This is a genomic window from Clostridium sp. (assembly GCF_017888565.1).
Lineage (GTDB): Bacteria > Bacillota > Clostridia > Clostridiales > Clostridiaceae > Clostridium.
Genome location: NZ_JAGHFX010000004.1, coordinates 116,602 through 129,127, shown reverse-complemented (window position 1 = coordinate 129,127; position 12,526 = coordinate 116,602). Strand labels below are relative to the sequence as shown.

At 29.9% G+C, this 12,526-nt stretch carries 15 protein-coding genes; 13 read left to right on the top strand and 2 right to left on the bottom strand.

Annotated elements, in window-relative coordinates; translation table 11 throughout:
• Window positions 1-6 precede the first annotated feature (6 nt).
• The 11 genes from rpsD (at window position 7) to cwlD (ending at window position 9,186) form a co-directional block, all read left to right on the top strand.
• Entirely contained in the window at window positions 7-627 is a 621-nt protein-coding gene (rpsD, locus tag J7M87_RS00850) for a 30S ribosomal protein S4 (protein ID WP_111928616.1), read from the top strand.
• 102 nt (window positions 628-729) lie between these two features.
• Complete coding sequence (locus tag J7M87_RS00845; RefSeq protein WP_097033900.1) at window positions 730-1,677, top strand: DNA-directed RNA polymerase subunit alpha; 948 nt, start codon at window positions 730-732, stop codon at window positions 1,675-1,677.
• A gap of 14 nt (window positions 1,678-1,691) precedes the next feature.
• A complete protein-coding gene (gene rplQ, locus J7M87_RS00840) occupies window positions 1,692-2,033 on the top strand; it encodes a 50S ribosomal protein L17 (RefSeq protein WP_008681157.1) in 342 nt (113 codons plus the stop codon).
• A gap of 203 nt (window positions 2,034-2,236) precedes the next feature.
• Window positions 2,237-3,082 (top strand): energy-coupling factor transporter ATPase, encoded by an 846-nt coding sequence (locus tag J7M87_RS00835; protein WP_291647752.1) that lies wholly within the window; start codon window positions 2,237-2,239, stop codon window positions 3,080-3,082.
• A complete protein-coding gene (locus J7M87_RS00830; RefSeq protein ID WP_291647750.1) occupies window positions 3,067-3,927 on the top strand; it encodes an energy-coupling factor transporter ATPase in 861 nt (286 codons plus the stop codon). Before J7M87_RS00835 ends, J7M87_RS00830 begins: the two co-directional genes overlap by 16 nt.
• 11 nt (window positions 3,928-3,938) lie before the next feature.
• On the top strand, window positions 3,939-4,742 hold the full coding sequence (locus J7M87_RS00825) for an energy-coupling factor transporter transmembrane component T (RefSeq protein ID WP_291647748.1): 804 nt from the start codon (window positions 3,939-3,941) through the stop codon (window positions 4,740-4,742).
• A 28-nt stretch (window positions 4,743-4,770) separates the two neighbouring features.
• Window positions 4,771-5,505 carry a tRNA pseudouridine(38-40) synthase TruA gene (gene truA, locus J7M87_RS00820; RefSeq protein ID WP_291647746.1) on the top strand — a complete coding sequence of 245 codons (735 nt, stop codon included), beginning with the start codon at window positions 4,771-4,773 and terminating at the stop codon, window positions 5,503-5,505.
• A 204-nt stretch (window positions 5,506-5,709) separates the two neighbouring features.
• Complete coding sequence (rplM, locus tag J7M87_RS00815; RefSeq protein ID WP_008681152.1) at window positions 5,710-6,144, top strand: 50S ribosomal protein L13; 435 nt, start codon at window positions 5,710-5,712, stop codon at window positions 6,142-6,144.
• A 26-nt stretch (window positions 6,145-6,170) separates the two neighbouring features.
• Window positions 6,171-6,563 carry a 30S ribosomal protein S9 gene (gene rpsI, locus J7M87_RS00810; protein WP_195264727.1) on the top strand — a complete coding sequence of 131 codons (393 nt, stop codon included), beginning with the start codon at window positions 6,171-6,173 and terminating at the stop codon, window positions 6,561-6,563.
• 188 nt (window positions 6,564-6,751) lie between these two features.
• Window positions 6,752-8,368, top strand: coding sequence for a Na/Pi cotransporter family protein (locus J7M87_RS00805; RefSeq protein ID WP_291647741.1), 1,617 nt, complete (start codon window positions 6,752-6,754; stop codon window positions 8,366-8,368).
• A gap of 128 nt (window positions 8,369-8,496) precedes the next feature.
• Entirely contained in the window at window positions 8,497-9,186 is a 690-nt protein-coding gene (gene cwlD / locus J7M87_RS00800) for an N-acetylmuramoyl-L-alanine amidase CwlD (RefSeq protein ID WP_291647739.1), read from the top strand.
• A 284-nt stretch (window positions 9,187-9,470) separates the two neighbouring features.
• Here the strand turns inward: cwlD and J7M87_RS00795 are convergent, their stop codons facing one another.
• Window positions 9,471-9,632 carry a hypothetical protein gene (locus tag J7M87_RS00795; RefSeq protein WP_291647737.1) on the bottom strand — a complete coding sequence of 54 codons (162 nt, stop codon included), beginning with the start codon at window positions 9,630-9,632 and terminating at the stop codon, window positions 9,471-9,473.
• A gap of 244 nt (window positions 9,633-9,876) precedes the next feature.
• On the opposite strand from J7M87_RS00795, the gene J7M87_RS00790 reads away from it, so the two are divergent.
• Window positions 9,877-10,719, top strand: a complete 843-nt coding sequence (locus J7M87_RS00790) for a fumarate hydratase (protein ID WP_291647734.1) — start codon at window positions 9,877-9,879, stop codon at window positions 10,717-10,719.
• A 12-nt stretch (window positions 10,720-10,731) separates the two neighbouring features.
• Window positions 10,732-11,316 (top strand): Fe-S-containing hydro-lyase, encoded by a 585-nt coding sequence (locus tag J7M87_RS00785; protein WP_291647732.1) that lies wholly within the window; start codon window positions 10,732-10,734, stop codon window positions 11,314-11,316.
• Window positions 11,317-11,602: 286 nt separating this feature from the next.
• On the opposite strand, the gene J7M87_RS00780 is transcribed toward J7M87_RS00785, so the two are convergent.
• Entirely contained in the window at window positions 11,603-12,463 is an 861-nt protein-coding gene (locus J7M87_RS00780; protein ID WP_291647730.1) for a YitT family protein, read from the bottom strand.
• Window positions 12,464-12,526 lie beyond the last annotated feature (63 nt).

The following is a 12,526-nucleotide window of genomic DNA, read 5'->3' as shown; positions in this document are numbered from 1 at the left end:
TAATTAATGGCAAGATATACTGGAGCTACATGTAGATTATGTAGAAGAGAAGGTATGAAATTATTCCTTAAAGGGGATAGATGTTATACAGATAAATGTGCTTTTGTTAGAAGAAGTTATGCACCAGGACAACATGGAGCAGCTAAGAAAAAACTATCTAACTACGGCGTACAATTAAGAGAAAAGCAAAAAGCTAGAAGAATATACGGAGTATTAGAAAGCCAATTCAGAGCTTACTATGAAAAAGCTGATCATATGAAGGGTATTACAGGTGAAAACTTACTTAAGTTATTAGAAATGAGATTAGATAACGTTGTTTATAGATTAGGTTATGGTGCTTCAAGAGCTGAAGCTAGACAATTAGTTAATCATGGACATTTCTTAGTAAATGGTAAGAAAGTTGACATTCCTTCATACAGAGTTTCTGTTAACGATGAAATAACAGTTACAGAAAAGAGCAGAGGAACTGAAAAATTCAAGACATTTATTGAAAATCCAAAGACTTTACCAAAGTGGTTGGAAGCAAATGTTGAAAATTATTCAGGTAAGATAGTTGCTGAACCATCAAGAGAAGATATTGACGTACCAGTTAATGAAACTCTTATCGTTGAGTTATACAGCAAGTAATAGTTTAGTATTTGTATTGTTAAGATTTTTCTTACAATACAAATATATAAGCAGTTGCCCTCAGAATAATGTTGCCATTTAAAATATAAGGAGGGTTTGTGCATGTTAGAAATAGAAAAGCCAATAATAGAATGTATAGAAGCAAATGAAAATGGTACTTATGGTAAATATGTAGTTGAACCGTTAGAAAGAGGATATGGTATAACTCTTGGAAATGCTCTAAGAAGAATACTATTATCATCACTTCCAGGTGCAGCTCCAACATCAGTAAAGATAGATGGAGTACTACATGAATTTTCGACTGTACAAGGTGTTAAAGAAGATGTTACAGAAATAATATTAAACATTAAATCTTTAGCATTAATTATGAATGGTGAAGGTCCAAAGACAATATATATAGATGCTCAAGGACCAGGAGTAGTTACAGGTGCAGATATAAAAACTGATGGAGATGTTGAAGTTGTAAGCAAGGATCTTCATATTGCTACATTAGATGATAATGCTAAGTTATATATGGAGATTACAGTTAATAGAGGAAGAGGATATGTTACTCAAAATAAAAATAAGAGTGAAGACCTTCCATTATCAGCTATAGCTGTTGACTCAATTTATACACCAGTAAAAAGAGTTAATTTTACTGTTGAAAATACAAGAGTAGGTCAAATTACTGACTATGATAAATTAACTTTAGAAATCTGGACTAATGGAACTATAAAGATTGATGAAGCTATAAGCTTATCAGCAAAAATACTTATAGAACATTTTAAACTATTTATGTCATTAGGAGATAGTACTAATGATGTAGAGATTATGATAGAAAAAGAAGAAGACAAAAAAGAGAAAGTACTAGAAATGACTGTAGAAGAGCTAGATTTATCAGTTAGATCATATAACTGTTTAAAGAGAGCTGGAATCAATACAGTTCAAGAACTTGCTGGCAAATCAATGGATGACATGATGAAGGTAAGAAATCTAGGAAAAAAATCTTTAGAGGAAGTCGAAAGAAAGCTTAAGGAATTAGGCTTAGGATTAAGACTAAACGATGAGTAAGGAGGTAAATCCACATGGCAGGTTATCGTAAATTAGGTCGTCCTACTGACCAAAGAAGAGCTATGCTAAGAAGCCTTGTTACAAGCTTTTTAAAGCATGGTAAAATAGAAACAACTGAAACAAGAGCAAAAGAAACTAGAAAATTAGCTGAAAAGATGATCACTTTAGCAAAAAGAGGTGACCTTCACGCTAGAAGACAAGTTTTAGCTTTTGTGAATGAAGAAGAAGTAGTTCAAAACCTATTTGACAATGTTGCTCCAAAGTACGCAGAAAGAAATGGTGGATACACTAGAATGTACAAAAAAGGTCCAAGAAGAGGGGACGGAGCAGAAGTTGTTATACTTGAATTAGTATAATATACAGGGGATTAAGTTTATAACTTAGTCCCCATTTTTACATATTCAAATTTAAATATTATATAAGATCTTATAAATTTATTATAAAGTAATTGTAATTAAGCAAATGTATATTATAATATTCTTATGCTAAATGTATATACACTAATAAGCTTTTATATAATATTTAAGTTATAAGTTAAGCAATAAAAGGAGGGCTATATATGAAAGAAACAATGATTAAATGTAATAATGTATCTTTTAAATATAGGGCTAATGAGGGAGAAGAGGAAAGATACGCTGTAAATGGCGTTAGCTTTGAAGTTGAAAAGGGTGAATTTCTAGTAGTTTTAGGTCATAATGGTTCTGGGAAATCTACTATAGCTAAACATATGAATGCATTACTTGTTCCTTCTGAAGGTACTGTAATTATAGATAGATTAGATACATCAGATCCTAATAACTTATGGGAAATAAGAGCAAAAGCAGGAATGGTTTTTCAAAATCCAGACAACCAGTTAGTAGCAACTATAGTTGAAGAAGATGTTGCTTTTGGACCAGAAAATTTAGGAGTTTCTCCAGAAGAAATAAGAAAAAGAGTAGATGAAAGTTTAAAGAAAGTTGGAATGTATGAGTATAGAAGACATGCACCTCATTTACTTTCAGGTGGACAAAAACAAAGAATTGCAATAGCTGGAATTTTAGCTATGAAGCCAGAATGCATAATTTTTGATGAACCTACTGCAATGTTAGACCCTTCAGGAAGAAGAGAAGTCTTAAATAATATTAAAGAGATAAATGAGAGATATGGCATTACTATAGTGCTTATAACTCATTATATGGATGAGGCTGCTGAGGCGGATAGAGTTCTTGTTATGGATGATGGAAAGATAATCTTAGAGGGAAATCCAAGAGAAGTATTTTCTAATGTAAAGAAAATGAAGGATATAGGCTTAGATGTTCCTCAAGTAACTGAACTTTGCTACGAATTAAAGAATAATGGTATAGATATAGATACAAATATTTTAAATGTAGATGAGATGGTGAATGCGTTATGTCAATTAAAATAGAGAATTTAGTACATGTATACATGCCAAAGTCACCTTTTGAAAAAGTGGCTTTAAATAATGTTAATATAGAAATAAATGAAGGTGAATTTGTTGCACTTATTGGTCACACTGGTTCTGGTAAGTCTACATTAATTCAGCATATGAATGGATTACTTAAGCCTACATCAGGAAGAATAGTAGTAGATGGGGAAGATATTACAAAAGACGGTGTAAAGCTTACTGATATTAGGAAAAAAGTAGGATTAGTATTCCAATATCCAGAGTATCAATTATTTGAAGAAACTATAGAAAGAGATATAGAATTTGGACCAAGGAATCTAGGATTATCTGATGCGGAGATAACACAGAGAGTAAAAAGGTCTATGGAGATGGTAGGGCTAGATTACGATACTTATAGAAATAAATCACCTTTCGATTTAAGTGGTGGACAAAAGAGGAGAGTAGCAATAGCCGGTGTAATTGCTATGGAGCCTAAAGTCCTTATATTAGATGAGCCAACAGCGGGTTTAGATCCAAAAGGTAGAGATGATATATTAAATCAAATAAAAATATTACATGATGAATATAAAATGACAATAATATTAGTAAGTCATAGCATGGAGGATGTAGGTAAGCTTGCTGAAAGAATAATAGTTATGAATAAGGGAGAAGTGGCTTTAGAAGGATCACCAGCAAAAGTATTTAAAGATGTAGAAACATTAGAAAATATAGGTCTTGCAGTTCCACAAGTAACTTACCTTATGAGGGAATTAAAAAGAAGAGGCTTTAATGTTTCAGATGAAGTTTACACTATAAAGCAAGGAAAAGAAGAACTACTAAGAATATTAAAGGAAGTTAAGAGCTAGGGGGAGCAAAAATGATAAAAGATATAACTATAGGTCAATACATACCAGGTGAAACTTTTGTTCATAAGTTAGATCCTAGGACAAAGATATTATTATCAATATTATTTATTATATCCTTATTTGTCGTAGATAAGTTTATTGGGTATATATTAATAGTTGGAATTTTAGCTTTAACAGTATATATTGCTAAATTGCCACCTAGGTATTTATATAAGGGATTAAAGCCTGTATTTTTTCTTATAATATTTACTGCAGTTTTGAATATTTTTATGATTAAGGGAACAGCAGATACACTAATTTTTGAGTTAGGATTTGTGAAGGTATATGAAGATGGATTAAGAACAGCTGCATTTATGGCATTAAGACTTATCTTTTTAATAATGGGCACATCAGTGTTAACATTAACTACATCACCAATTGAGCTGACAGATGGTATAGAAAGCCTATTAAGACCAATTGGTAAGGAAATAGCACATGAACTTGCGATGATGATGACAATAGCTTTAAGGTTTATACCAACTTTAATGGATGAAACAGATAAAATAATGATGGCACAAAAGGCTAGAGGTGCAGATTTTGAAACAGGTGGAATAATTCAAAAAGCAAAAAGTTTAATACCATTATTAGTACCATTATTTATAAGCTCATTTAGAAGGGCAGATGAACTTGCAATGGCAATGGAAGCTAGGGCTTATAGGGGTGGCAATGGAAGAACGAGAATGAAACAATTAAAATTTACAAATAGAGATACTATTGCATTTGCTGTATTTTCTATTTTATTTATAGGAAGTTTATTAGTTAGATTTGCTATGTAAATAAATATAAGCAAAGGTGATTGAAAACATGAGAAATATTAAACTAACTTTAGAATATGATGGAACAAATTATTTGGGATGGCAAAAGCAAAAGATAGGATCAACAATTCAACAAACATTGGAAGAGGCTATTAGCCTCTTAACTAATGAAGATGTTGAAGTTATTGGAAGCTCAAGAACAGATGCAGGGGTTCATGCAAGAGGATTTGTAGCAAATTTTATAACTAATAGTAAAATACCATCAGAAAAATTTAGAGAAGCTATTAATTATAGATTACCTAATGATATAGTAATTATAAAGTCTGAGGAAGTAGAGGAAAATTTTCATTCAAGATATAGTGCAAAGGGGAAGACTTACTCCTATTCTATATTAAATAGAGATATTAATTCTGCAATAGGAAAAGATTATGTGTATCATGTAAAGCGTAGATTAGATATAGAAGATATGAAAGACGCTTGCAAATATTTTATAGGAACTAAAGATTTTATAGCATTTAAAAGTAGTGGAAGTTCAGTAAAGACAACAGTGAGAACAATATCAGATTTACATATAGATGTACAGGATGACATAATAAAAATTTATGTTACTGGTGATGGTTTTTTATATAATATGGTAAGAATAATAGTTGGAACATTAATAATGGTTGGATCTAGCAAGATTGATTCAAAAGAAGTACAAAATATAATAGAGAGTAAAGATAGAAAAAGAGCAGGAATATGTGTTCCGGCAGCAGGTTTAGTATTGGAAAAAGTTTATTATTAAAACATGATTATGATTTTAAATAATTAATTTGAATAATTAAAGAAAATAATTAATTAAAATAGTTGACACGCCCGTAAGCGTGTATTATAATAATGTATGTTTGTTAGAATAATTTATGTATATAAGATCCACTAGCCCCGGGTCTTGACATAAAAGCAGTACTTAATAAGTAAAGCACAAATGTAAGTTCAGGGAGGGAAAAACATGAAATCATACATTGCTAAAGCACAAGAAGTTGAAAGAAAATGGTATGTTGTTGACGCTGCTGGAAAGCCACTAGGAAGAGTTGCTAGCCAAGTTGCATCAATTTTAAGAGGAAAAAATAAACCAACATTTACACCAAATGTTGACTGTGGAGATTTCGTTATCGTAATCAATGCAGAAAAGGTTGTTTTAACTGGTAAAAAGTTAGATCAAAAATTAATGAGAAAGCACAGCTTATATCCAGGTGGATTAAAAGAGACTCCATATAGAGAAGTATTAGCAAAGAAGCCTGAATTCGCTTTCGAAGAAGCTGTAAGAAGAATGCTTCCAACAGGAGTTTTAGGAAGAAAAATGCTTAAGAAGCTAAAAGTATATAGAGGTACTGAGCACGGACATGATGCTCAAAAACCAGAAGTACTTGAATTAAAGTACTAATACACGCTCGGGAGGAGGAATAAAAAATGGCAAAAGTTCAATACATGGGTACTGGAAGAAGAAAAAAATCAATCGCAAGAGTTAGACTTGTACCAGGAAACGGTAAAGTAGTTATAAATAACAGAGAAATAGAAAACTATTTCGGTTTAGAAACTTTAAGAATGATAGTTAACCAACCATTAGTTTTAACTGGAACTAAGGATAGATTTGACGTTTTAGTTAACGTTCACGGTGGTGGATTCACAGGTCAAGCTGGAGCTATCAGACACGGAATAACTAGAGCTTTAGTAAAAGCTGACGAAAACTTAAAGCCAGAATTAAAGAAGGCAGGTTTCGTAACTAGAGATCCAAGAATGAAAGAAAGAAAGAAATACGGTCTTAAAAAGGCAAGAAGAGCTCCACAATTCTCAAAGAGATAATATATGGAACTTCACAAATCCCACAAACCTTATGGTTGTGGGATTTATTTTTTATAAATAAAATTTTTCTAGAAAGTCTATTTATTTCTATATTAAATTTAGGTTAAAAATGTGTTTAATTACTTAACAAATGTTAAAAAATATTGTAAACTAACAATGTAAAAATAATGTTGAAAAGGAGAATAACTTTGGAATCATTAAAGATAATTATACAGTTACTTGGCGGATTAGGTCTATTTATATACGGTATGAAAATAATGGGAGATGGCCTGGAAAATGCTGCAGGTGACGGACTAAAGTCAATTCTTGAAAAAGTAACTAGAAATCCAATTATCGCTGTTATAGTAGGAGCAATAGTTACAGCAGTAATACAAAGTAGTAGTGCTACAACTGTAATGGTAGTTGGTTTTGTAAATGCTGGATTAATGAATTTAGCTCAAGCGGCAGGTATTATAATGGGAGCTAATATAGGTACTACTATTACAGCTCAATTAGTAGCGTTTAAACTAGATCAAATTGCTCCATTATTTGTTTTTCTAGGAGCATTTATGGTTATGTTTGCTAAGGGCAAGAAGAGAAAAGACATAGGTAATATTGTATTAGGTTTTGGTATTCTATTTGTTGGGATGGGACAAATGAGTGCTGCGATGAAACCTTTGACAGCATTACCATTATTTAATGATATTTTAAAAACAGTAGGACAACAATGGTATCTTGGAATAGTAGCAGGAGCAGTTATAACAGCTGTACTACAAAGTTCATCTGCAACTACAGGAATACTAGTTGCTTTAGCAACTGCAGGAGCAATAGATATAAAAGAAGCTCTTCCAATAGTATTTGGATGTAATATAGGAACTTGTATTACTGCAATGTTAGCATCAGTAGGAACAAATAAAACTGCACATAAAGCTGCAATGTTACATTTAATATTTAATTTAGGTGGAACATTAATATTTATACCAGTATTAATTAGTGGTATTTTAGGTAATGTAGTATCAACAATAAGTCCGGAAGATGTTAGCAGGCAAATTGCTAATGCGCATACGGTTTTTAATGTAGTAAATACTGCAATAATGCTACCTTTAACTGGATTACTAATTAAAATTGTTAATAGAATTATTCCGGGAGACGATGAAGAAGATAAACCGGGACCAAAGTACATAGACGATAGATTATTAGAAACACCAGTAATAGCAGCTGGGCAAGTGGCAAAAGAAACTTTGAGAATGGCTAACAAAGCTAAAAAAGGTTTAGCATTAGCAATAGAGGCTTTTGAAAAAAATGATGAAAAATTAATCAAAAAAGTTTATGATAATGAAGGTGTTATAAATACACTAAATGAATGTATTACGAATTATTTAGTTAAGCTTTCTAAATGTGATTTATCTGATAAAGAATTAAGTATAGTAGCGGCAACTTTCCATGTTATAAATGATATAGAGAGAATAGGTGATCATGCTGAAAATATAGCAGATTTAACATCTCAAAAGATCTCAAAAAAACTTGAATATAGCAGTGAGGCGATTGATCAAATAAAAAATATGTATAATAAAGCTACTGAAGCTTTACAAGTAGCTATAGATAGTTATGCACAAAAGGATATAGAAAAAGCTAGAAGTATAGCGGAAATAGAATCAGAAGTAGATAGACTACAAAAGAAATATAGAGAGCTTCATATAAAGAGGCTTTACGATGGAACCTGTAATGCATATGCTGGAGCTATATTCTTAGATTTATTAAGTAATTTAGAAAGAATTGGAGATCATTCAACGAATATAGCAGAAAGTGTTATAGAAAATAGTTAAAAACTTAAAAATCTCTAGTATAGGATATTAAATCCTAATACTGGGGATTTTTTTATTAGCAAGAAAAATCAATAATATGGGCATAATAATTTTATAATTATTTTTATAAAGATTATGGAGGTAAACCAATGAAAAAATTACAATCAATAATTTTATGTATAATTATATCACTTTTATGCTTTACGCCAATAGAAGTTTTAGCTGATGAGGCAAATCAAAAGGTAATATTAATTGATCCAGGTCATGGAGGATTTGATGGTGGTGCCAAATCAAAAGCAGGTGTAATAGAGAAAGATATAAACTTACAAATAAGCTTAAAGCTTAAAGCAGTCTTAGAAGAAAAAGGATATAAAGTGTACCTAACTAGAGAAGGAGATCAGGGTTTGGAAGAAAAGGGATCTACGATAAGAGAAAAGAAAAGAGAAGATCTTAAAAAGAGAAGGGACTTAAAAGCTGAGACAAGGTGTGATGTTTTTGTATCTATTCATCAAAATATGTTTCCACAATCTAAATGCTTTGGAGCTCAAGTTTGGCATGCATCTAATGATGTAAGTAAAAAATTAGCAGATAATATACAAGAATCTCTTAAAGAAACAGTTAAAGATAATAATAAAAGAGTATCAAAGCCTGCTGGGGATTCATATTTAATTTTGAGGGATAAATATGAAGGCGCATCTGTTTTAGTGGAATGCGGATTTTTATCTAATCCTGAAGAGGAACAAAAATTACAAACAGAAGAACATCAAAATTCAATAGTCGAAGGAGTATCTTTGGGAATAGAAAAGTATTTTGAAGAAATAAATAAGACATCAAATTAATAAGTAGATTTCCGAGGAAATATATCAAAAGATATTGTCGAAGATGTTTTAATGCTATATTAAATTAATAAAACAAGATATATTATAAAAAAGATAATATATCTTGTTTTATTTTGCAAGTAATTTTATTTGAATAAAATTACTTGTAAAATCATATATTATTTAAATTCTATATAGGCTACTAAAATACTAACTTTATTTATACAATGTTAATTATCTATATTTAGTTAAGTAATAAATTAAATATTTATTTGAAGTTATATGAATAAAACTTGATCATTTATTTATATATTTAAAATAGAATTATCTACCTTTAGACTATTTATAGGTGTTTTTTTAAATTCAATATTAATAGAATTAGCTAGGGCATGAATTATAAAAAATACTAATACAGCAATAAGGAAGTAAACTATAAAGTTAGCAATTTTACTTAGGTTTATATTCATCATAGACTCTCCTTACACATATTTATTAAAATATAATATTTATAGTATAAAAATATGATAAAATATTTATGAAAAGCTTTATATTAAAATAAATAATTATATGTAAAATGATTTTTGACCTCGAGAAAAAAATAAATACATTATTAATATATTTATAAAGTTTTTTGAAATATATAATCATTTAATTTATCATAATTTAAGATTGTAACTAATGATTTATTATGTTAAGGATAGGAGGATATTTATGAGAACTATATATGTTGAAAAAATTACAGATGCTATAAAGAAATTATGCATAGATTCAAATTATAATTTATCCAATGATGTATATGAGGCTTTAAGTAGTGCTAAAAAAGAGGAAACCTGGGATTTAGCTAATGATATACTCGACAAGATAATAATAAATTCTGAAGTAGCAAGAAATGAAAAAATGCCAATGTGCCAAGATACAGGAATAACATGTGTTTTTATAGAAATCGGACAAGATGTTCATATAGTGGGAGGAAATCTTGAAGAGGCCATAAATGAGGGTGTTAGAAGAGGTTATGAAGAAGGATATTTGAGAAAGTCTGTAGTCAATGATCCTATAAATAGAGTTAATACAAAAGATAATACTCCAGCGATAATATATTATGACATAGTTCCTGGTGATAAAGTAAAAATAACTGTTGCACCTAAAGGATTTGGTTCAGAAAATATGAGCCAAATAAAGATGCTTAAACCTTCGGATGGGTTACAAGGAGTTAAGAATTTTATAATAAAGGTTGTAAAAGATGCTGGACCTAATCCATGCCCTCCTATGATTGTAGGAGTAGGAATAGGAGGAACATTTGATAAAGCTGCATATTTAGCCAAAAAAGCTTTATTAAGACCTATAAACAATAGAAATAATAATAAATTTTATAGTGATTTAGAAGAAGAGTTACTAATGGAAATAAATAAGCTTGGAATAGGACCACAAGGCTTTGGAGGAAAGACAACTGCATTGGGCCTTAATATTGAAACATATCCAACACATATAGCAGGACTACCTGTAGCTGTAAATATAAGTTGTCATGCTACTAGACATAAAGAAATAATTTTATAAGGGGATAAAGTTGTGGATAATAAAAAGACTAGAAAAGAAACTGTGGAAAAAAAGATAAACACACCTTTAACATATGAAAAAATAAAAGATTTAAGGGCAGGAGATACAATCCTATTAACAGGAACTATATATTCAGCTAGGGATGCAGCACATAAGAGATTAATTGATTTGTTAGATTCGGGTGATGATTTACCAATAAACATTAAAGATGAAGTAATATATTATGTGGGGCCAAGTCCTGCAAAAGAAGGACAAGTTATTGGATCAGCAGGACCAACAACAAGTTATAGAATGGATGCCTACTCACCTAGATTGCTAGATTTAGGATTAAGGGCCATGATAGGGAAGGGTGCTAGAAATCAAGAGGTAGTGGATTCAATAGTAAAAAATAAAGCCATATATTTAGGGGCTATTGGAGGTGCAGCTGCATTAATTGCTAAAAGTATAATTTCATCAGAAATAATTGCATATGAAGATTTAGGCGCAGAAGCTATTAGAAAGATGGAAGTAATAGATATGCCTTTAATAGTTATAATAGATACAAATGGTAATAACTTATATAAAGTGGGACAAGAGACCTATTTAAAGTCAATATAGCAGTTAGTAAAAAGTTATACTATTAGAAGTAAATTTTATATATATTCATATACTATTTAAATTCAATTTTAGTAGATTTAACTATATTTTAAAAAGGGTTTTTAGAATTTAAATAAATTAGTATTTAAAATATAATTAGTAAATATTACTATTAAATTTCGGGAACTTTTTTAGATATAAATAAATTGATTACTGTAGAAAATAATTATAAAAATGCCCCATACTAGAGAAAATAAAATCTAAGATATGGGGCAAAATTATTTTATATTTTACAAGATAATTAATATTAAATTTTATGAAAGCCCTTTCCATTGACTTCGGAAACATCTATTATTGTAATAAATGCTTTAGGGTCTATTCTTAATATTTTGCTCTTCAAATGAATTATTTGAGATGAAGTTACAGCTATATAAAGCATTTTCTTTAACTCATGTGTGTACTCACCTTCAGCAATTAGAGAAGTAACACCTCTATTCATATCTTTAATAACATACTCTATTATTTCCTGCTCTTTTTCAGTTAATATTAATAATAATTTCTTGCTATTAAATCCATTAATAACTTTATCTACTATAGTTCCTTGAACAAACATAGAGATTAAAGTATAAAGAGCTTTAGGAATTCCAAAAATTAATGCACCTATAAAAACTATTATACAGTTAATACCGAAGCTAAGCTTACCTATTTCAAAGTTAGAATATTTCTTCCTAAGGACCATCGTGATAATATCAGTACCTCCAGTTGATCCATTTCTTGAAAAAACTAGTCCATATCCTAGGCCGCATAAAACTCCACCGTAAATACAATAAAGTAATATATCATCTACTTTTACTAAGTTGGATAAAGGTTCCGTAATTATAAGCGAAATTGATAGAGAAATCATTCCAACTGCAGAATATAGAGTAAGTCTTTTATTTAGCATTTTATAACTTACAAAAAATAAAGGAATATTAATTATAAATACAGTTATACCAGAAGGTATTTCAGCTGAATATTGTAAAATAAGTGCTATACCAGTAGCTCCACCGCTAAGTAATTGAGCATTAACTAAAAATAAATTAACTCCTAGAGATGCTATTACACACCCAACAAAAATAAAAAAGAAATCCAAAATCATGTGCTTGTTGATTGTAAACTTATGTAGCATATCAAACTCCTTAAAATTATCTGTTAGAAATATACACTAAAATTATATATTAAATACTATCGA

Coding starts and splice junctions, on each gene's coding strand:
- rpsD (WP_111928616.1), top strand. CDS start 7: ATGGCAAGATATACTGGAGCTACATGTAGATTATGTAGAAGAGAAGGT.
- J7M87_RS00845 (WP_097033900.1), top strand. CDS start 730: ATGTTAGAAATAGAAAAGCCAATAATAGAATGTATAGAAGCAAATGAA.
- rplQ (WP_008681157.1), top strand. CDS start 1,692: ATGGCAGGTTATCGTAAATTAGGTCGTCCTACTGACCAAAGAAGAGCT.
- J7M87_RS00835 (WP_291647752.1), top strand. CDS start 2,237: ATGAAAGAAACAATGATTAAATGTAATAATGTATCTTTTAAATATAGG.
- J7M87_RS00830 (WP_291647750.1), top strand. CDS start 3,067: ATGTCAATTAAAATAGAGAATTTAGTACATGTATACATGCCAAAGTCA.
- J7M87_RS00825 (WP_291647748.1), top strand. CDS start 3,939: ATGATAAAAGATATAACTATAGGTCAATACATACCAGGTGAAACTTTT.
- truA (WP_291647746.1), top strand. CDS start 4,771: ATGAGAAATATTAAACTAACTTTAGAATATGATGGAACAAATTATTTG.
- rplM (WP_008681152.1), top strand. CDS start 5,710: ATGAAATCATACATTGCTAAAGCACAAGAAGTTGAAAGAAAATGGTAT.
- rpsI (WP_195264727.1), top strand. CDS start 6,171: ATGGCAAAAGTTCAATACATGGGTACTGGAAGAAGAAAAAAATCAATC.
- cwlD (WP_291647739.1), top strand. CDS start 8,497: ATGAAAAAATTACAATCAATAATTTTATGTATAATTATATCACTTTTA.
- J7M87_RS00795 (WP_291647737.1), bottom strand. CDS start 9,632: ATGAATATAAACCTAAGTAAAATTGCTAACTTTATAGTTTACTTCCTT.
- J7M87_RS00790 (WP_291647734.1), top strand. CDS start 9,877: ATGAGAACTATATATGTTGAAAAAATTACAGATGCTATAAAGAAATTA.
- J7M87_RS00780 (WP_291647730.1), bottom strand. CDS start 12,463: ATGCTACATAAGTTTACAATCAACAAGCACATGATTTTGGATTTCTTT.